Origin of the sequence: Paenibacillus sp. P22 (assembly GCF_000469945.2) — a bacterium.
Lineage (GTDB): Bacteria > Bacillota > Bacilli > Paenibacillales > Paenibacillaceae > Paenibacillus_O > Paenibacillus_O humicus.
Genome location: NZ_CBRA020000118.1, coordinates 1 through 19,557 on the forward strand (window position 1 = coordinate 1; position 19,557 = coordinate 19,557).

The 19,557-nt window shown below is 60.8% G+C and carries 19 protein-coding genes and 3 pseudogenes; 4 read left to right on the plus strand and 18 right to left on the minus strand.

The features are described 5' to 3' along the window. A pseudogene (locus tag BN871_RS16435) lies at window positions 1–302 on the minus strand (hypothetical protein); the annotation flags it as partial. Window positions 303–476: 174 nt separating this feature from the next. Here BN871_RS16435 and BN871_RS29940 point away from each other — a divergent pair. Then, window positions 477–1,712, plus strand: a complete 1,236-nt coding sequence (locus tag BN871_RS29940; protein ID WP_198156211.1) for a DUF4269 domain-containing protein — start codon at window positions 477–479, stop codon at window positions 1,710–1,712. 154 nt (window positions 1,713–1,866) lie between these two features. Here the strand turns inward: BN871_RS29940 and BN871_RS16445 are convergent, their stop codons facing one another. The 12 genes and pseudogenes from BN871_RS16445 to BN871_RS16500 form a co-directional block, all read right to left on the minus strand. Beyond that, a complete protein-coding gene (locus BN871_RS16445; RefSeq protein ID WP_021882026.1) occupies window positions 1,867–2,235 on the minus strand; it encodes a DUF2500 domain-containing protein in 369 nt (122 codons plus the stop codon). 10 nt (window positions 2,236–2,245) lie between these two features. After that, window positions 2,246–3,157 carry a 5'-3' exonuclease H3TH domain-containing protein gene (locus BN871_RS16450; protein ID WP_048747411.1) on the minus strand — a complete coding sequence of 304 codons (912 nt, stop codon included), beginning with the start codon at window positions 3,155–3,157 and terminating at the stop codon, window positions 2,246–2,248. 5 nt (window positions 3,158–3,162) lie between these two features. Beyond that, a pseudogene (locus tag BN871_RS16455) lies at window positions 3,163–4,367 on the minus strand (aminotransferase class I/II-fold pyridoxal phosphate-dependent enzyme). Then, a complete protein-coding gene (locus tag BN871_RS16460) occupies window positions 4,360–4,731 on the minus strand; it encodes an arsenate reductase family protein (protein WP_021879493.1) in 372 nt (123 codons plus the stop codon). The pseudogene BN871_RS16455 and the gene BN871_RS16460 overlap by 8 nt, the downstream one beginning before the upstream one ends. Next, window positions 4,728–5,750: an RluA family pseudouridine synthase gene (locus tag BN871_RS16465; RefSeq protein WP_232313127.1), complete on the minus strand. Its 1,023-nt coding sequence runs from the start codon at window positions 5,748–5,750 to the stop codon at window positions 4,728–4,730. Before BN871_RS16465 ends, BN871_RS16460 begins: the two co-directional genes overlap by 4 nt. Continuing rightward, a complete protein-coding gene (locus BN871_RS16470; RefSeq protein ID WP_048747412.1) occupies window positions 5,740–6,312 on the minus strand; it encodes a cob(I)yrinic acid a,c-diamide adenosyltransferase in 573 nt (190 codons plus the stop codon). The genes BN871_RS16465 and BN871_RS16470 overlap by 11 nt, the downstream gene beginning before the upstream one ends. Window positions 6,313–6,521: 209 nt before the next feature. Continuing rightward, the gene (locus BN871_RS16475; RefSeq protein WP_021879495.1) at window positions 6,522–6,752 is read right to left on the minus strand and encodes an aspartyl-phosphate phosphatase Spo0E family protein; all 231 of its coding nucleotides are present in this window, start codon (window positions 6,750–6,752) and stop codon (window positions 6,522–6,524) included. Between the two features lie 122 nt (window positions 6,753–6,874). Then, on the minus strand, window positions 6,875–8,089 hold the full coding sequence (locus BN871_RS16480; RefSeq protein ID WP_048747414.1) for an aminotransferase class I/II-fold pyridoxal phosphate-dependent enzyme: 1,215 nt from the start codon (window positions 8,087–8,089) through the stop codon (window positions 6,875–6,877). A gap of 12 nt (window positions 8,090–8,101) precedes the next feature. Next, window positions 8,102–8,593 carry an Lrp/AsnC family transcriptional regulator gene (locus tag BN871_RS16485; protein ID WP_048747415.1) on the minus strand — a complete coding sequence of 164 codons (492 nt, stop codon included), beginning with the start codon at window positions 8,591–8,593 and terminating at the stop codon, window positions 8,102–8,104. Between the two features lie 280 nt (window positions 8,594–8,873). Next, window positions 8,874–9,347, minus strand: coding sequence for a spore coat protein (locus BN871_RS16490; RefSeq protein WP_021879497.1), 474 nt, complete (start codon window positions 9,345–9,347; stop codon window positions 8,874–8,876). Window positions 9,348–9,374: 27 nt separating this feature from the next. Then, entirely contained in the window at window positions 9,375–9,599 is a 225-nt protein-coding gene (locus BN871_RS16495) for a hypothetical protein (protein WP_021879498.1), read from the minus strand. Window positions 9,600–9,715: 116 nt separating this feature from the next. Beyond that, window positions 9,716–10,387: a hypothetical protein gene (locus tag BN871_RS16500; protein ID WP_048747417.1), complete on the minus strand. Its 672-nt coding sequence runs from the start codon at window positions 10,385–10,387 to the stop codon at window positions 9,716–9,718. Between the two features lie 212 nt (window positions 10,388–10,599). On the opposite strand from BN871_RS16500, the gene BN871_RS16510 reads away from it, so the two are divergent. Beyond that, window positions 10,600–11,718, plus strand: a complete 1,119-nt coding sequence (locus tag BN871_RS16510; RefSeq protein ID WP_083436497.1) for a CotH kinase family protein — start codon at window positions 10,600–10,602, stop codon at window positions 11,716–11,718. Window positions 11,719–11,801: 83 nt separating this feature from the next. Here the strand turns inward: BN871_RS16510 and BN871_RS16515 are convergent, their stop codons facing one another. The 4 genes from BN871_RS16515 to BN871_RS16530 all read right to left on the minus strand — a co-directional run bounded on the left by BN871_RS16515 (window position 11,802) and on the right by BN871_RS16530 (window position 16,937). Next, entirely contained in the window at window positions 11,802–13,214 is a 1,413-nt protein-coding gene (locus tag BN871_RS16515) for an MFS transporter (protein WP_049869404.1), read from the minus strand. Window positions 13,215–13,425: 211 nt separating this feature from the next. Beyond that, on the minus strand, window positions 13,426–13,953 hold the full coding sequence (locus tag BN871_RS16520) for a hypothetical protein (RefSeq protein WP_021879501.1): 528 nt from the start codon (window positions 13,951–13,953) through the stop codon (window positions 13,426–13,428). 131 nt (window positions 13,954–14,084) lie between these two features. Beyond that, window positions 14,085–14,501, minus strand: a complete 417-nt coding sequence (locus tag BN871_RS16525) for a DUF350 domain-containing protein (protein ID WP_021879502.1) — start codon at window positions 14,499–14,501, stop codon at window positions 14,085–14,087. A gap of 72 nt (window positions 14,502–14,573) precedes the next feature. Continuing rightward, complete coding sequence (locus tag BN871_RS16530; protein WP_048747441.1) at window positions 14,574–16,937, minus strand: endonuclease MutS2; 2,364 nt, start codon at window positions 16,935–16,937, stop codon at window positions 14,574–14,576. Window positions 16,938–17,088: 151 nt separating this feature from the next. Between BN871_RS16530 and BN871_RS16535 the strand changes: the two genes are divergently transcribed. Both BN871_RS16535 and BN871_RS16540 read left to right on the plus strand, forming a co-directional pair. Further along, window positions 17,089–17,448 carry a phage holin family protein gene (locus BN871_RS16535; protein ID WP_021879504.1) on the plus strand — a complete coding sequence of 120 codons (360 nt, stop codon included), beginning with the start codon at window positions 17,089–17,091 and terminating at the stop codon, window positions 17,446–17,448. A 151-nt stretch (window positions 17,449–17,599) separates the two neighbouring features. Continuing rightward, on the plus strand, window positions 17,600–17,983 hold the full coding sequence (locus tag BN871_RS16540; protein ID WP_048747421.1) for a cupredoxin domain-containing protein: 384 nt from the start codon (window positions 17,600–17,602) through the stop codon (window positions 17,981–17,983). A 236-nt stretch (window positions 17,984–18,219) separates the two neighbouring features. Here BN871_RS16540 and BN871_RS28475 read toward each other — a convergent pair. Next, window positions 18,220–19,557, minus strand: a pseudogene (locus BN871_RS28475) (hypothetical protein); the annotation flags it as partial.

The window sequence follows — 19,557 nt, forward strand, 5'->3', positions numbered from 1 at the left end:
GGCTCGCGCGCAGGTCCGGACGGCGGCGCGGACAAGGACTCGATCGATGCGGCCGCGAGCTCCCGCAGCTGCTTTTCGTCCAGATCGCGTATGCTTGCATACCCTTTGCCGTCGGTTTCGTACCCCTTCAGCAGGCCGGCGTATATATATCCGCTTCCATTCGGATGGAGCCGGTATCCGACGGTTTTCTTCTCGTGCAGGCTTCCTTCGAAGTGGAAGTTCACCCGTCCCATCGACACGTCGTTGCGCGTCAGCTCCGGGAACGAGGATAGGATGTCTAGCTTTTCTTGGAACGATAACATGTGAAACCTCCGGTAATGGGATTGTAATGTGCATTATAGCATAAGATGCCGGCTGTCGGCCTTGCAAGCCTGTCCGAAGTCCCGTGTCCGTGATAGAATGGAATGTTGCCGCTGGATGAGAGGGCCCCGCCATTCGGAACCTTATCCATAGCAGGCCAGGAGAGGAGAGCGACAATGAACATCAGCGAATACAGCCTGGACAGGCTGGCGTCAGGAACGCCGAGACAGCGCTCGGCGGCTGCCGCGCTGCGCGAGCTGGATCTCTTCGCCATTCTGGAGGCGTATTCCCCGGTGCTTGCGGGCACGGTCCCTATCGACGTGGACATCCCCTCGAGCGATCTCGATGTCATCTGCGAAGCAGGCGACCTGGAACGTTTCCTTCGAGAGACGGAAGCCAATTTCGCTCATTTGGATGGGTACTCTTCCCGAAGGCATCTCTCTCAGGAGCTGCCTTCCGTCACCGTGTCCTTCCGCTGGAAGGATTGGGCGTTCGAGCTGTTCGCGCAGCCTCGCGAGGCTGTCCGGCAAAACGCCTGCCGCCATATGGTTGCAGAGGGCAGGCTTCTGAAGCTGTCCGGAGCCGAAGCGCGCTCGGCCATCCGGAGGCTGAAGGAGCAGGGCATGAAAACGGAGCCGGCGTTTGCACGCCACTTCCGTCTCAGCGGCGATCCTTATGCCCGGCTGCTGGAGCTGGCGGATGCAGGCGACGAGGAGCTGCAGGCGATTGTCGAGGCAAGGATGGACTGGGGTCTTGAAGGAAGCCTCGAAAAGCGGAAGATGGTGGAGCAGACCGAGGCATATGTGAAGGAGCAGCTGAAGGACGACTTCAGCGGCCACGACTGGTTCCATATCAGCCGGGTCGCCAGGACGGCCGATGCCATCGGAGAGGAGGAGCAAGCCAACCGCTTCGTCTGCCGGCTGGCAGCGCTGCTGCATGATTTGGCCGACGACAAGCTGCGGGATGGAGAGGAAGCCGGGCTTCGGGAAGTCGGAGACTGGCTGGAACGCCTTCAAGCCGACGAAGGTACGATCGCCGCCACCCTGGAAATCATTTCGACGATTTCCTACAAGGGGGGCGGAAGGCCGCCCATGGCGACCCTCGAGGGGCAGGTTGTCCAGGATGCGGACAGGCTGGACGCGATCGGAGCCGTCGGGATTGCCCGCGTATTCGCTTATTCCGGCGCCGTAGGCAGGCCGATCCATGATCCCGGCTTCTCTCCTCGGGCTGCCTTGACGCCCGAGGAATACCGCGGCCGCGAGGGAACGGCGATCGCGCATTTTTATGAGAAGCTGCTGAAGCTGAAGGACGGCATGAATACGACGGCAGGCCGCCGCTTGGCCGCGGAGCGCCATGCCTTCATGCTGGAATACCTGGAGCAATTTTACGGGGAATGGGACGGCCGGCGCTAAGAGGACACGCGCAGCTGAAGCCAGAGAGAATAGAGCCGCCGGGCTTCCGGCGGCTCTATTGCGGCTTCATGCGCGGCGGCCGGATGTTCGGGCTTGCATCCGGACAGTTGCGGCCGCCGACATGCTGCGCAGGGACACGCGAGGTGCAGCACGGTCAGCTCCCCGCGCCGGAAGCATGCATATGCCGTTCAAACCCTTTGTACCGCGTTCCCTGGTAGGTCAGCTCTCCGACGTCTCCGGCGACGGGCAACCCGAACTCGTCCGCAGGCATTCTCAGCTCCACAAGGCTGCCGTCGACGAATTCGAAGGCAGCGTAATAGGCGGTGCCCGCGCTGAAGTCCCCGCTTCCGCCCGAAACTTTCGTTCTCTTGTCGACGACTTTGCAGCTGATCGTAATCATTTCGGCTGCGTTGTCGCTTCCCCAGGCGAACACCCCCTTGCCGATGACAAGGACGAAGACGAAGCTTCCGATTAGGAGGACAAGAACGATGGCAAATAAAAAAGGACGCCATCCGGCGTCCACATCGGTTCGTTCAACTGATCAGGCTGATCAGGCTTCTGAATTCCAGCTCTTCGAATTTCTTCTCGACGAGAGCGCGATTGACGGACCAGCAGCAATCGTCCATCGCCAGGGCGACCGGAGCCTCGCAGTGGATCGTCGCGAGCCTCCGGGATAAATGGAGCATGTCCAGATCGGCCTCGATCTTGGCCCGGACCGTCTTGGACAGCAGCTCCAGGCTGGCCAGGATGCCTTCAACCGAACCATGCTCCTGAACGAGCTTGTGGGCGGTCTTCTCGCCGATGCCCTTCACCCCGGGATAGTTGTCGCTTGCATCGCCCATGAGCCCCTTCACGTCGATGATTTGCGCCGGCGTCAGTCCGCGCTCCTCCAGCAGCGTCTGAGGCGTGTACACCATATAATTCCCGTGGCCCTTCTTCATGATGACGACCGACACCTTCTCATCCACCAGCTGCAGCATGTCGTGGTCTCCGGTCAGCACGAACACCTCGTGCTCCCGGCCGTGCAGCTTCGCCAGAGTGCCGATGCAATCATCCGCCTCGAAGCCGGGAGCGCCGATGTTCGGCACGCCGAAGCTCGCCACGACCTCCTTGACGAGATCGAACTGGGGAATCAGGTCATCCGGCGCATCCGGCCGGTTGGCCTTGTACAGCGCGAACTCTCCCGTGCGGAACGTGGTGCTCCCAAGATCCCAGCAGCAAGCGACATGGGTAGGCTGGAACTTGCGCACGGCATCCATGAAATAACGGACGAAGCCATGCACCGCGTTGACCGGCAGTCCGGAACTCGTGCGCCGGACGCTGCCGCCGTAAGCGGTGGCAAAGTAAGCCCGGAATAGAATGGCCATGCCGTCGACGAGCAGCAGCCGCGAACCCGCCTCCTCCTGCAGAACGGGCGGTTCCTCATTCCATGTGAATAAATCCATTTTCCTTATTTCCCCTCTCCCAAGCCCTGCTTTTTCAGCCAGGCTCCGATTCTCTCCGCCGCCTCTCCCAGACGGTCCGCGCTCTCGACAAGCGCGATCCGGACATAACCCTCTCCCTCGCTCCCGAACGCATCGCCGGGCACGACGGCTACGCCCGCGTCCTGCAGCAGCCGCCGGGCAAACCGTCGGCTGCTCCAAGCGGCGGCGCCTGCTGCCGGCCGAGGCACTGCCGCCCACAGAAACATCGTCGCATCCGGCTTCGGCACGCTCCAGCCCGCCCTTGACAGCGCTTCGGCGAACCGGTCCCGTCGTCGCGGAATCCAGAGTAGCCGGGATCGTCCATCGCCTCGCGCAGGGCGGCCGATGCTGCTTCCTGCACAGCGGGAAAGACGCCGTAATCGATGTTCGCCTTGAGCTCCTTGAGCGCTCCCACGGCATCTGCGCTGCCTGCCATGAAGCCGATGCGGCAGCCGGCCATATGGAAGCTTTTGGACATCGAATGGAATTCGACGGCGATTTCCTTTGCGCCTGGAAGGCTCAGAACGCTGAAGGGGCGATAGCTCCCATATCCCATTTCCGAATAGGCCAGATCAAGGACGAGCAGCGTCCGGTGCCTGCGCGCCTTGTCCACGAGCCGCTCCAGCACGTCCATCCCTGCCGCTGTCCCGATCGGATTGCCCGGCAGGCCGATGAGCACGAAGCGCGCCTTGTCCCAGACGTCTTCCGAGAGGAAATCGGGATCGGGCAGAAAACCACCCTCCGCCCTCAAAGGCAGGAAGGCGGCCTCCACTCCCGCTACCGCAAGCGAAGCGGCGTAGATAGGGTAGCCGGGATCCGGCACGATCGCCGTGTCGCCGGGATTGCAGATCGCCGTCGCCAGATGCGCCAGCCCGTCCTGGGAACCCATCAGCGTCACGACCTCCGTCTCCGGATCCACCTCCGTCCCGAACCGATGGCGCAGCCACTCCGCCGCCGTCCGCCGGAATTCGATGCTCCCCTCGGACGACGGATACCGGTACGCCTCCGGCCGCAGCGCCGCTTCGGCGAGAGCTTGGCGCACCGCGGCGCTCGGAGGCAGATCCGGGCTGCCGATGCTGAGGTCGATCACGTCTAGACCGGCTGCGGTGGCTTCCCGTCTCCACCGGGCCACTTCGCTGAAGATCGACGAGCCGAGCCGGTCCAGCTTGTCCGAGCGCCAGGAGCTACTCATGCCAGGCAGCCTTGTACGACTCCGGCTTGAAGCCTACGGTGACCTTCTCTCCGTCCGTGGCGATCGGCCGCTTGATCAGCCTGCCGTTCGAGGACAGCAGCTCCAGCTGCTCCTCCTCGGTCATCGTCCCGAGCTTGTCCTTGAGCCCAAGCTCCTTGTAGACTTCGCCGGAGGTGTTGAAAAACTTTTTGAGCTCCAGCCCGCTCTTCTTGACCAGGGAGCGGAGCTCATCCTTGGAGGGCGGCGTCTCGAAGAGGGGAATCCGCTTCACGCTGCGTCCCGCTGCCTCCAAATCCTTGAGAGCCGAGCGGCAGGTGCCGCATTTGCTGTATTCGTACAGGATCATTTCCTTTTTGTCGCTCATCTTGTCCGTCCTTCTCCTTCATCATGTCCTTGAATGCTGTCCTGCTGCAGCAGCCGCTCCAGCCGCTCCAGATCGGGCGGCAGCGGCGCCGTGAATGTCATCTCTTCCCCTGTCATGGGATGCTCGAAGGAGAGCATCTCCGCATGGAGTGCCTGCCGTCCGGCGGCTTCCTCCCAGCTGCCGACGCCAGCTCCGGCCGCGGCCGGGCCGTACATGAGGTCTCCGATGAGCGGGCAGCCGATCCAGCCCATATGGACCCGGATCTGATGCGTCCTTCCCGTCTCCAGCCGCAGCCGGACTTTGGAGGCGCGTCCGCCGTAGACGGCCAGCGTTTCATAGCGGGTAGCGGAAGCATAGCCGGACGGAGTCACGATCCGGTGATGGGGAGAGTCCGGATCCCGGTCGATCGGCGCGTCGATGCGGGCGGCCGGAATTTCCGGCACTCCGTACGTATAGGCCGCATATTGCTTGCGGATGCGTCCGTCCCCGTGCTGCTCGGACAGCTGCTGATGCACATAAGGGTTTTTGGCGAGCAGCACGAGCCCCGACGTATCCTCGTCCAGGCGGTGCACCGGCCGGAACCTGACGTTCTCGCCGGCCTGCTGCCAGTGGTGCACGGCCGCATTGGCCAGCGTGTTCGTATAATGGCCGTGGGTCGGATGCACGACCATGCCGGCCGGCTTGCTCGCGAGCAGCACCCATTTGTCCTCATACACAATTTCCAGGGGCAGGTCCTGCGGCAGGATATCCTCGGAGCGCTCCTGCTCCATGCGGATTTCCGCGATATCCCCGGATGACACCGGGTCGCCGGAGTAGGCGCGGACGCCGTTGATCATTAGCCCCTGCTCGGTCAGCTTGAGCCGGGAGAGAAGCTTGCGGGAGACGCCGAGACGCCGCTCAAGCAGCTTGCTGAGCCTCCAGCCGTCCTCTTTCTCTCCGGCCTCGATCCGGATCGGCTCATAATAACCGAATGGCGGGGCGATTCCTTGCGAATACCGTTCCGAAGTTCTAGCGGTCACCACGAAATACATCCGCTCCCCGCACGTATTCGGTATCGGCCGTTCCCGTCCGGAAGTTCGCCGCCCGCGAAGCGGCGAAGAAATAATCCGAAAGCCTGTTCAAGTATTGCAGGACGCCCGGATTGATTTCCTGTGCCGCAGCCAGTGCCGCTGTCCGCCTCTCCGCCCTGCGGCATACGGTCCGGCATACATGCAGCGCGGAAGCCGCCGCCGTCCCGCCCGGCAGGATGAATCTTCTCAGCGGAGGCGTCTCGGCGCTGAGGTCGTCGATCCAGCCTTCCAGCTTCAGCGCCATCGTCTCCGACACCTTGAGCTGCTCCGGCCTGGGATCGGCATAGCTGAGATCCGAGCCGCAGTCGAACAGCTCATGCTGGATCATCTCGAGCTGCCCCGTCAGATCGTCCAGCCTCGGATTGCGGGCCGTTTCCGCTCGGGCCGCCCCGGTGAAGGCATTAAGCTCGTCAATCGTTCCGTACGCTTCCACGCGGGCGTCATGCTTGTCGGCTCTGCCCCCGATCAGCGAGGTCTGACCGGAATCGCCGGTTCTTGTATAGAGCTTCATCGCCAGCCTCCTGCACTTAGTGGGATAGGTTCCATTATACCATACCGGGCGGCTCCCTCTCATTGTGCGGCTGCTTCCAGCTTCAAGGACGAGCGGCAGCTTCGAATCTTCTATTTTGAAGCCCCCTTAAGCGTCCCTCACAGGGAAGAAGAAACGGATGCATGCAAAAAAACCCGCTCCGGCAACGCCGGGGCGGGTGGGTCGGTGGATCAGCTCAGCTGGCAATGGAGAAACTCGTTGATCTTCAAGTCCAGCCTTTGGCTCGCGGCCAACAGCTCCTCGGACTGAAAGCCTGAAATATCCTCATAGATGGTCTCCATCTCTTTGCGGAGCGCGTCGATTTCTTCGGAGAGACTTCTCAAAAGCGGGGACCAGTCGGGAACCGTTCGTACTCTTGGCTTCGCTTCTGCCGCTGATAGACCATTCATGCCTGCCGCCATGCTGACATCCCTCCCCGCTTGCAATTGCAATCTTTTTCAATCCGGAATGCCGTTCAATCGACAGGATGTAAAAAAATTGAATTTTTATTAGTCCTGATTATAGCAAATCATCTTCCCGATGCCTACCTGATTTTATGGACGAACGCTCCCATTCGATCCAGCGCTTCGTTGAGCTGCGTGACGGAAGTCGCGTAGGAGCATCTCAGATGCCCCTCTCCTCCCAGTCCGAACACATTGCCCGGAACAGCCGCCACGCCATGCTCCTGCACGAGCCGTTCCGCGAATTCCTCCGAGCTCAGCCCTGTCGAGGCGATCGACGGGAAGGCATAGAAGGCTCCCTGCGGCTCGTGGCATTGCAGGCCGATGTCGCGCAGCCCTTTGACGACGAGGCGGCGGCGCTGGTTGTACGACTCCATCATGCGGTACATCTCTTCCATGCCGTTCGTCAGCGCCTCCAGCGCGGCGACCTGCGCCATGTTGGAGGCGCACATGACCGTGTACTGATGGATCTTGAGCATCGTGCCGATCAGCTCGGGATGGCCGCATGCGTAGCCGATCCTCCAGCCCGTCATGGCGAACGCCTTGGAGAAGCCGCTGACCAGAATCGTGCGGTCCTTCATTCCCGGCATGGAGGCGAAGCTGACATGCTTGCTTCCATAGGTCAGCTCGGCATAGATCTCGTCGGAGATGACGACCAGATCATGCTCCTCCACGACCTTGGCGATAGGCAGCCAGTCCTCGTAGGTCATGATGCCGCCGGTAGGATTGCTCGGATAGCTGAGGATCAGAATTTTGGAGCGGGGCGTGATCGCCGCCCGCAGCGTGTCGGCCTGAAGCTTGAAGGCATGCTCCGCGAATGTTTCCACCCCGACGGCGACTCCGCCGGAGAGCGTCGTAATCGGCGAATACGAAATGTAGCTCGGCTCCGGAACGAGAATCTCGTCACCGGGACTGATCAGAGCCCGCAGAGCGAGGTCGATCGCTTCGCTGCCGCCGACCGTTACGAGAATTTCCTTGGCCGGGTCGTACGCGACGCCGAACGAGTCGTTCAGGTATTGGCCGATCGCTCCTCTGAGCTCAGGCGTGCCGGCGTTGGACGTATACTGCGTCTTGCCCGCTTCCAGCGAGGCGACGCAGGCGTCGCGGACATGCCACGGAGTGACGAAGTCCGGCTCGCCTACGCCAAGCGTGATCACATCCTTGCGGCTGTTCGCCAGATCGAAAAACCGGCGGATTCCGGATGGCTTGATCGCCCTGGCGCTCGGGGACAGGTAGTCGGACATGGAACGGCGGACAGAAGGTTCGGACGGACTTGGAGTCTTGCTGGAGATGGTCATGATCCGTCAACCTCACGGAGTGACCAGCAGCCGCTGATCCCCTTCTTTTTCTTCGAAAATGATGCCGTCCTGCTTGTATTTCTTCAAGATGAAAAATGTCTTGGTCGAAAGCACCGAGTCGATCGTCGACAGCTTGCTGGAGACGAACGAGGCCACTTCGTTCAGCGTGCGGCCCTCCACCTCGACGAGCAGATCGTACGCTCCAGACATCAGGTAGACCGTCTTCACTTCCGGATACAGGTAGATCCGCTCCGCAATGCCTTCGAAGCCGCGGCCGCGCTCGGGCGTAATCTGAACCTCGATCAGAGCCGTCACTTTCTGGTCGTCCACCTTGCTCCAGTTGATTACGGGCGCATATTTGACGATGACGTGATCCTGTTCCATTTCCGCGATCGCCTGCTCCACCTCTTCCTGTGGCTTATCAAGCATCGTGGCGATCAGTTCGGGGCTCCTGCGAGCATCTTCCTTAAGCAGCTCGAGCACCTTGAATTTCATTTCGTTCATCGTCTTTGACTCCCTTCCTGAAGCGTTATAAAGAACATTTTACACCGTTAACAAGCTATTTGGAAAGCGAAATCGCAAGCTTGTCCGCCGGATGTAAATCATCCCCGCGCTGCTCGCCCCGGCCTCCAGCGTCGTCCCGCTCCCGGTTCCGCAGACTCCCCCTTCGCGGCAGACTTTCCGGCCGCAGCAGAGCCGTGCGCCGGAGGCCGATCGCGAAGCAAGGTCCGGCGCAAAAAAAGACAGGCAGGGAACATGTCCCCGCCCGCCTTCTTCCGGCTGCTCAACTATAGAAATGCTGGCGCTGATGATCCTGCAAGGGCTGCGGAATCTGAGGCTGCACATACTGCTGCGGAGAGTGCATCTGCGGCTGCATGTAAGGCTGCTGCGATTGCGCCTGAGGCTGCATAGGCGGCTGAGCCGCCTGGCCGCTCATCCGCTGATGGAGAAATTGCTGCGTCTGCTGCTGCTTCTGCTGGAACGAAGCGATATTCTTCTGGATGTCCTGGCGCAGCGCAGGCGAAGGCTCCGTATACATATTCGCCTGCTGCATGGCGTTGAACAGCTCACCCTGCATCTGCAGGGTGCTGTTCGTCAGCGACGTGAACATCTTGCGAACTTCAGGACAGGAGCTCTCCGTCGCGGCCGTCGCATATTCGCGCACGACCCGCTTCAGGTCGCACAGGACGGTATTGGCCCATGCGTCTTCCGGGAACGGTGTCTGCTGCATGGCGGTTTGATTTTGCTGCTGAAACATGTATTAGCCTCCCTTTTCGATTGGATCTCAGCTTTGCGGCGAGGACGGAGCCATCGTCTGATGCTGGTACAAGCTGTTCAAGAGCGTTGCGTAATTTTGCTGATGGTTCATGACCATTCTCGACGCGAGCTGGCTGACGCCGGCGTTGCCGACGCTTGTCGCCATGCAGGCGCATTGCTTCATCAGCAGATCCTCATTGGTCATGGAATCCGAGATGTATTGAATTTCCTTGCCCGTCAACGGTTGCAGCATAGATGCCCACTCCCTTGGTTTTGAATTGCTTCCAAGCTGTAGGATGCCCGGACGGACTGTCAATATGTACCCTCGGCGCCATCTGCGGCAGAAGTACGAATGGCCGGATTCCGAGGTTAGAGATGCAGCGCTTCGATAGCGGAGAAATGCAGGCAGACGCTGCTGCCGGAGGCATCCGTCAAGGTGACGAGCTGGCCTTCAATGGCGGTAAGAACGCCGGACAGATCCGGCAATTCGCCTCTTCCGGCAACGATGAACTCCCCTTGCAGCTTGGCCAGCTGCTGGGAGAAGCTGCGCGCCAGGCCGAGCGAAAGCGGGCGCAGCGGGAACTGCTCCGGCGTCAGATGGTACGGCGCCAGGCCGGGAGGGTAGGGCGAAAGGCAGCGCAGGCTGCCGAGCGGAACAAGCACGGCCCCGTTCATCGGCACGCAGAAGATCAGGAAATCGTTCATGACTCCGGCCAGATAGCCGTGGAGCTGCCGGTTGGAGGAAAGCCTGATTTCGGAGAACGAGCCTTTGGAGGCCAGCAGCATCTTGCGGTAGGTCATGCGCTCGGACGGGGTGCGGTAAGGATGGTCTTCGACGATCGGGGAGACTTCGGGGGCGGGCACGGGGGAAAGGGACAGCTCTTTGACCTGCACCAGCGGAATGTAGCCGTAGCGCCGGGACGGGAGGATGAACATGGAGAGCATGTCTTCGCCCATCTCGCAAAAAAGTCCCTCCAGCCTGCCGCCTCCTTCCAGAATGACGGTTACGAAGCGGTTCTGCCAGGGATGTTCGGGTTTCATGGATGCTGTTGGATCGCCTCCTCCTTGAAGGAAGACTCTTGGACGGATAGCCGCTCTTCCTGTTCCCAGTATATGCAGCCTGTCTTCCCGGCGACAGGGAGGTTGGCGGAGCGGGAGAGCTGCCGCTGCCGAACCATCCTGCCGTATTCCGAATAGGGTAACGCATGGGCGGATACGCCGCTGGCGGAAGGCGGCAAGAGGAGGATGGGCATATGCGGGCAGGAATTCCGGAGCGGTCGGTGTTGATGGGACCGGATCAGAGGTCGGAGCTTGACCGGGATATATGGAGCCGCAGATATGTGCCTGCGAAGCTCGGCATCGGCGGACGGATATCAGGCGCAAGAATCCGCTACAGAGGCGGACATACGCGGGAATACGCGAAGAAATCCTACGAGATCCAGTTGGAAAGCGGGCTGGTCCTTCATTGGAATGCGGAATCGGATGATCCTTCCATGATCCGCAACGCGCTCAGCTTTCATTTCATGGAGCAGATCGGAGTCCCTTCCCCGCGCACCCGCCCGGTATGGCTGTCGGTCAGCGGCAGGCCGGACGGCATTTATTTGGAAATTGAAGCCGTCAATTCCCGCTTTTTTTCCATGCGCGGAATCCGCTACCGGTCTCTTCTGTATGCAGCCAACGACAGCGCCAACTTCGAGCTCAAGGATCCCGAGTCCCGGCGCCGCAAGCGATCTCTCGCCGACGGGTATGAGTTCATCGAGGGAGACGGGGACACGCTTGTCCGTTTATCCGACTTCATCGGCGGGCTCCACCGGCTGAAAGACTCGCGCCTGCAGGAGGCGATCGAGGAGCGTCTTGATTTGGACCTGTATTTCAAATGGCTGGCCGGCGCCGTCCTCACCGGCAACTACGACGGCTTTGAGCAGAATTACGCCTTGTACGAGGATGACGCTTCCGGCCGCTATGGCATCCTTCCCTGGGACTACGAAGGCTCATGGGGCCGCAACTGCTTCGGCAAGCCCTGCTCGGCCGATCTCGTACGGATCCAGGGCTACAACGGCTTGACTCGCCGAGTCTTCCAGTTCCCGGAATGGAGAAGGCGTTATGCCGAAGAGCTGGAGCGCATCATGGAGACGGAGTTCACGGAAGAGAGGATCGGTCCCGTCGCGGGCGGCATGCTGGAGAGGATCGCATCGGCCGTCAAGCTCGATCCGGCGCGTGCAGCGACGCTGAAGGCGTTCGGCGGAGAGAAGGCGTTCATCCTCGCCTACATCGGCAAACGCCGCCGGTTCGTGAGGGCGGAGCTGAAACGCTGGCTGGGGAATGAGGTCAGCTTGCCTCGCCGGCAGCTGGCGGGCGGCTCCTCAGACTGAGCTTGTCGGACGGTTCCCAGACCAGGCGGTCAAGTCGGCGGCGCTTCTAGACTTTACCTACAATCGGTTGTTTTCCCAGACAATCACGGCCGTCTCTCCCCCGCTGCCGTCGCCGTCTGCCCCTGCACCTTCAGGGAACGCCTGATGAACCACCAGCCGGCGATCGGAGCGGAGCCCAGAATAAGCAGAAGCCAAGCCAGCCGATCCGGACTCGGGGTTCCTCCGGAAGCTACGACGAGGAACGCCCCTACTCCCGCTACGCGCCCGACGGTGAGCGAGGCTTCTCTAAGCACCGTATATTCAACCCTTCTCCTTGCCGAGTCCTCGCTTCTTCCGATCAGATCGAACACGGCGGAAGTCATGGGAATCATATACAACGGAGCGAACAAAGACGTTCCGATTCCAAGCAGCAGCAGCGTGGAATACTTGACTCCGGCCAGAAGCGGAACGATGACCGCCGTCATGGCCAGCGTACCTGCCAGCATAGCCGCGCTCCGTCTGGATGGCCGCAGCAGCTTGCCGCAGATCCAGAAGCTTACCAGAGCGACAAGCGAGGTGACGAGATAAAAGCTTCCGAGCTGCTTCTCCCGCTGTGTCGCCGCATATACGGTCAAGCCGATCAGGAACATGAAGACGCCGTCCCTCAGGCCTTGAAACAGAATGGCCGGCACGAAGCGGCGCCACGGGCTCGATGGATCCCTCAGCTCCCGTATGGCCATGAACCATTGATACCGTCCTTGAGGCGGTCTTTTTTTCAGCTTGGCGCTGATGACAGCGGCCAATACGAACAGAGCAAGCGACAAGCCGAAAATAACCGCATATCCGGCATCGCCTCCACGGGCGGCGATAATGATTCCGGACAGCCATGGCGCGAACATGCCGACCCCTGAGCCGAGCAAGCCGGCCCACCCGTTGAACCGGTCCCGGTTGTCCCTTTCGGTAATTTCAAAATAGAGGACATTGTAAGCGAGCCAAAAAAATCCGCCCGCAATGCCGTTCAGCATGCCGAGCGGCGCGGCATAGCTCCGGGCGGCTCCCCCTAGCAGCAGCACGCTCAAATAAAAGATGCCGGACAAAGCGACGCCTGTCCTCAGCGACAGGACCAGACCCTTCTGCTTCACCCAAGCCCCGGCGAGCCATACGCATATCCCTCCGCATAAGTATTGAAGCAGGGAATACATGCCGACCAGGCTGTAGTTGTGGCCCGCCTTGAACAGGTAGACCGGTACGAACGTCCCCGAGAAGGCATTCGCTGAATTGAATAGGGTCAAAACGGCGAGCAGCATCGCGGCTTGGCCGTCGATGGCTGCCTTGCCCCGGCTTGCAGCCTTCTGCCTGCCGTGCGGAGCCGAAGAGCCGGCGTCCCGCCCGATCGGCCTTTCCCCCGCCATGGCAGCCGCTTCCATGTCCCCTCTTCCCGGTTCGCCGCCTTGTCCGGGAACAGGCATGTCTGCCGGAGCAGACAGCCGCCGCCTGCGATGTTTGCGCGTGCTCATATGTGCAACCACCTCCATCGTGACAGCATTCCCCGGCTTTAATGTTCGTCTTCATGCCTTTTTTTGGTTCAGCCGGCAGTCATTCTTCTTGAGGCTTCCCGCTTGGAACAGCGGCTGGAAAAAACAAAAAAAGGCCGCCCCTAGTCATGTTCATGACTTGAAGGACAGCCCCGGCTGTTTGTTCAGCCGTCGGTTCGCAAAAACAGCAGGATCAGCTTTCCTCGCCGAGCGCGGAAGTCAGGAAGCCCCTGGCATCGCGGTCAAGCTTGAAGGACACTTCATGGCAAGCCGGGCAGACGTAGACCTGCAGGCCCGGCGACGGCGGGAGGAGCGGCTTTTTCAGTGCCGGCGGCGCGGCCGGCTCGAATGGAGCCAGCGGCTGCGTGCCGCCGAACAGCATGTACTCTCTGCAGGACGGACATTCCGGCATCTCCTCCTGATCGTCCATGATCCGTTGGATCTTCTCGTCGGCCAGCAGCCAGGAACGAGGCCTGCCTCCTCCGGCCCAGCCCGTGTCGTCGCCGGCCTCGTCAGCATCCCAGTCCGAAGCTTCGTCATCCTCGGCCTCTGCCGCTTCCGGTGCGGCGTCATCGTTCTCGCCCAGCTTCAACGTCCGGTATCCGGTCAGCTCGTTCTCGCAATGAGGGCAGTACTCTTCCGGACCGATCTCCTCATCCCATACGATCTCGGTCGAGCACCAGGGGCAGATCAAGCCTGTTTCCTGCGTTTCCTTGCTCATCGGCTCCGTCTCCTTCCGTCAATTCAAATAGATGATACCCAAAACAAAAAACAATACCGCAAGCACGGCCAGCGTGCCCCATAAATATTTCATCCCAAGCCCTCCGCTGCTTATGCCTCGCAAATCGGCTTCTATATCGTTCCTCCGATCACGAAGGAAATGGAGACGGATATGACCATGGCGATGAATCCGACCGCGCGGTTATCCTTCCTGATTTCCTCGTCGATCCGGAATACCGGAGTCAGAAACTCGAACAGAAAGTAGGCGAGAAGCAATATGATAAACCCGTATGCGCCCCAAAGCAAGCCCGCATAGATGGAATCCCCCGCATTGGCGGAAAAACGGAAAATATTGCAGATGCCGAATATTTTTCCGCCGGTCGCGAACGCAACCGCCATATTGCCTTTGCGGATTTCATCCCAGCATTTATACTTCGCGACCCATTCGAACAAGGATAAAAACAGGATCAAAGCCATGATGGCTATGGATACATAAATCAGGGAGGAAAAGTACTCGTTGCGAAGCAGAACATCGACAATTTTGTCCATTCCTGCACCTCCTGCCTGCCTGCCTTTGGTTCAATACGGCGCTTTTCCTTGGGCCGCCGAAGCCGCGGAGGCCTACTTCAGCTCCGCCACGGTCACTCCCGATCCGCCCTCGCCATAGTTGCCCAGACGATAGCTCTTCACAAGCTTGTGGCGGCGCAGGAAATCCTGAATTCCCGTCCGCAGCACTCCCGTTCCCTTGCCATGGATAATGTACACCTGGCCCATCCCCGACAAGAACGACTCGTCCAGGAACCGGTCCACTTCGATGATGGATTCATCCAGATTGCTGCCCCTGAGGTCGAGCTCCATTTTCACGCTGTCGTCACGGGTGCGCTTGAGCGTAGCCGAAGCTTTGGGCGGCTGCGTCTTCGGAGCCGGAGCCTGCTTCACGAGCTCCAGATCGTCTTTCTTGACCTTCATCTTGAGGATGCCAAGCTGCACGGTAGCTTCGCCCCCGGACATGTCGACGACGTAGCCCTTCTGATTCAGGCTGTGCACGATAACCTCGTCCCCGGGACCGATGCTGCGGCCGGCTTCCGCTTTCTTGCGGGCGGCCTGCTTCCGGACAAGCTCCGGAGAAGCCTCCTCCAGCCGCTTGCGGGCTTCGGTCAGCTTATGGTCCTTGACCGCCGCTCCTTCTTCCTTGGCGAGCTGGCGCAGCTCCGAGATGATTTCCTCCGCTTCGCGCCTCGCCTTGGCCACGGCGAGCCGGGCTTCTTCCTGGGCTTTGGCCAGCATCCGGTCCCGCTGCTCCTCGAAGCGCCTAAGCTCCTGGTCGTACAGGCTGCGCTCCTCTTCGAGCTCTCTGCGAAGAGCTTCAGCCTGTCCGCGCTCCGCTTCGGCGCTTTGGCGGTCCCGCTCGAGCGAAGCGATCATGCTTTCTACGCGGAGATCGTCTTCGCTGACCTCGCCACGGGCCTGCTGGATAATGCCTTTGTCGAGGCCGAGCCTCTCGGCAATGGCGAACGCATTGCTTCGGCCCGGCACCCCGACCAGAAGGCGATAGGTCGGGCTCAAGGTCGCGATATCGAATTCCATGCTCGCGTTGATGAGTCCTTCGCGGTTGTACGCATAGGCTTTCAGCTCGCTGTAGTGGGTCGTGGCCAGCATCCGGGCGCCTGACCGGTGGATATGGTCGAGAATGGCGATGGCGAGCGCGGAGCCTTCCGCAGGATCCGTGCCGGCGCCAAGCTCGTCGAGCAGCACCAGGCTGTCCGACGTCATGCGTCCGAGAATGCGAATGATGTTGGTCATGTGGCTGGAGAACGTGCTGAGGCTCTGCTCGATGCTCTGCTCGTCGCCGATATCGGCATAGATGGCGTCGAAGACGCAAAGCTCCGTACTGTCGTCGGCCGGTACGAACAATCCCGACATCGCCATCAGGCTGAGCAGGCCGACCGTCTTGAGCGCGACCGTCTTGCCTCCCGTATTGGGACCCGTAACGATGATGCCGGTATGGCTTCCTCCCATCTCCAGATCGAGAGGCACAGCCTTGTCCCGCTCGATCAACGGATGGCGTCCCCGCCGGATGCGCAAATACCCGTTGCCGTTCATCGCCGGACGCTCGGCCCGCATGCCGTGCGCAAGCACGGCTTTGGCGAAGGCGAAATCCAGCTGCGCAAGCAGATCGTGGTTGATGGCCAGATCCTCGGCCGCTTCGGCCGCCTCGGCGGTCAGCTTCTGAAGGATGCGCTCGATCTCGCGCGCTTCCGCAGCCTTGACCTCCCTCAGCTTGTTGTTCATCGCGACGACTGCCTCCGGCTCGATGAACAGCGTCGCGCCGGAATTGGACTGGTCATGGACGATGCCGCCGAAGTGAGAGCGGTATTCCTGCTTCACCGGGATGACATAGCGGTCTCCCCGCAGCGTGATCAGGCTGTCCTGAAGCATCTTCTGAACGGAGGAGGAGCGCAGCATCGATTCAAGCTTCTCCCTTACCTTGCCTTCGCCCTGGCGCAGCTCCCGGCGGATCTGGGCCAGCTCGCTGCTGGCGCTGTCGAGGACATGGCCGTCCTCGTCGATGCAGGCGAAAATCGAGTCCTCAAGCTCCTTGCGCGGATAAATGCCATCGGCGACATGCTCCAGCAGAGGAATCGGATGATCTTCATGCACATGCAGGATATGGCTTCGGACCCTGCGGGCTCCTCTGGCGGTCAGCGCCGTTTCCAGCAGCTCCGCCGAGCTCAGCGTTCCTCCGATGACCGCCCGCTTGAGATGGGCGCGGATGTCGGCGATGCCGCGGAACGGGCCTGTTCCCTTCAGACGGTATGCCGCTGCCGCTTCCTCGGTAGCTTGGAGAGAGCGCTCGACATCGGAAAGCTCCGAGGAGGGAGCGAGCTCTTCGGCCAGGCGGCGGCCCATCGGAGTCGATGTATGTTGAAGTAGTTGGTCGATGATTTTGGCATATTCGAGTGTATGCAGGATTTTGCTGTCCACGAGCGTCATGCAGCTCCTTTCAACGTCATTATACCGGAAGCGGGGAATCCGCGCACGCAGGTCAAATCGGCTATACATGAAATAGCCCGAAAACATCCACACTAGGAGCGAAGGCTGAGTTCAAACTTCAATTCACTAAGGAGGTACCCGCATGAGCTTTTTAGGACATGTCGTTCGTTTTATCGTCGCGGCCATCGTTCTGATGCTGGTGGGTTACATCGTTCCCCAGTTTGCCGTAGGCGGATTCTGGAGCGCTTTGATGCTGGCTCTGGTCATCGCTCTGCTTGGATGGGTCGTCGAAGGCATCTTCGGCAAAAGAGTGACCCCCTTTGGACGCGGCATCGTCGGCTTCATCGCGAGCGTCGTCGTCATCTGGCTGGCCCAATTCATTGTCGGAGGAGTAGCCGTGACCTGGCTCGGCGCCATTCTGGCCGCGCTGGTCATCGGGATTATCGATCTCTTCATTCCGACGCCTTTCGATGCCGGCCGCAACAAGAAAGAGCATCATTGAACGCAGGCACGGAACGGAGCCGGCAACTGCTCCTTTCGTGCCTCTACATATGTCATTTTTTGTTCAAACCCTGTCCGGCATACTCATTTCATCCCATTTCCAAATTCGTTATGATAGATAGAAGACAATCCGAAAGGGGACAACCACTGTCATGTTGCATAAATGGGGAAGAAAGCTGCCGCTCGCGGCAGCCATGGCCGTACTTCTCGTTGCGCTTACCGCATGCGGCTCCGGCGCCAGCAATTCCGCCTCCACGACGGAGGACTCGACTCCAGCCTCCCAGGAGGTCGTCGTCAAGGCCACCAATTACAAGTTCGACCAGCAGACATACGAAGTGAAAAAAGGCGAGCCGGTACGGATCAAGGTCGAAACCGACGGCATCCACGGCATCAAGGTCGCCAACACGGATATTGCCTTGAAAGCCGGACAATCGAAGGTATATACCATCAATGATGCCGGCGAATATGAAATTGTCTGCAGCATCCCGTGCGGACCCGGCCACGAAAAAATGCGCGCGGTTCTCAAGGTCCAGTAAGATTACGCCCATCAAGGGGCATCGTTCCTGATTATGCAGCCGGCTTGATTTTTGCCGGCATGCAAAAAACCGTCTCGGCTGCCGCAAGCGGCAAGGAGACGGTTTTTTTTTTGGCTGCAGTGAAGTTCGCGCAGGCGCCGCAAAAGCCTGTCAGCTCTGTTCGATCAGCTCGATCCATTCATTGTACTCCGTCTGCAGCTTGGAATATTCGCTGCGGAGCTTTTCATGCTCGATCTTCAGCCGCTCATGGGATTCGGCCAGCCGCTCGTTCTCCGTATGGAGGTGGCTGATGCCGTCGCGATGGTCCGAACGCTCCGCCTCCAGCTCCTGCAGGACGCTCTCCAGCCGCTCAAGGCTGATCCCGATGCCGCAGCCTCCTGGCGGGCACGCTCTATCTCCCGCCGCAGCTCGGCTTCCGTGCCGGATTGCTCCTCCTGCTCTTCGGCCAGCTGTCTAAGCTGATCTTCGCGCTGAGCAGCCAGCTGCTGCAGCTCCCGCAGCTTGTCCTCCAGCTGGAGCATCCGCTCCCCGGCCGCACGCTGTGAAGCCTCCCGCTCCGCTTCCGCCTGGGCCGACCGTTCCGCGGCCTGCCGCTCCAAGGATTCGGCGCGCGCTTGGGCGTTACGGAGCTCCTCCAGCAATCCGCTTACGCGGCCCTGATGGCCTTGCTCGACTTGCGCAAGGCGATCCTCGGCTGCCGCCAGCTTCGCTTGCAGCTCCTCCAGCCGACCGCGGGCGAGATCCAGATCCTGCTGGGTGCCGCGGAGCTGGGCTTGCGATGCCTCGAGCAGCCGGCCCCGCGCCTCCTCCTGCTCCAGCACGGAGTAGAGATGCTCCTCGGCGTCGCTAATCCGCTTGCTCCATTCCTCCTGCAGCGCAGCATTGGAGGCGGCCGCCTCTCTAAGCCGCTTTTCCAGCTCGCTCCGCTCCTCCGCCCAGACTTCCGCGCTGCGAAGAAGCTCCCCTTGGCGGGCCTCCTCCAGCTTTTTAAGCTCCGACTCCCATTGGTCGCGGTTCCGGGAATGGCTCTCCTCCAGCTTCGCGGCCTTGGCTTCCGCCCTGAAGGCGTCCTCTCCCGCACGCGCGGCTGCCGCTTCCGCCGCGGCAAGCTTCTCGTCCGCAGCTGCGGACGACAGCCTCATCTCCTCGCGCATCCGCGCCGCCTCGGCTGCCGCTTCTTGTCTTACGCGCTCAAGCTCCGCCTCGGCGTCCTTCGAGCGCTCCAGCTCCCTGCGCTCGGCGGCTTCCTTCACATGCTCAATCTCCCGCGCTGCGCGCTCCAGCGATTCCCTGAGCTCGCTTGCCGCAGCTTCCCGCTCGGCCGAGGACGCCAGGCGCAGACGTTCCAGCTCGGCCTCGAGAGAGGCCGTCCGCTCGCGCAGCCGCGCTTCAGCGTCGATACGGGCCTGCTCCGCCTCCTGGAGCAAAGCTTCCGCAGCGGCCGACGCCTCGCCAAGCTCGCGCTCATGCTGCTTGCGCAGCTCAGCCTCGCGCGCCTGCATTGCCGCTTCCGCCTCGGCCGCCGCCTGACTGCGCTCGCTCTCATAGCTGCTTGCGCAGCTGCTCCTCGCGCT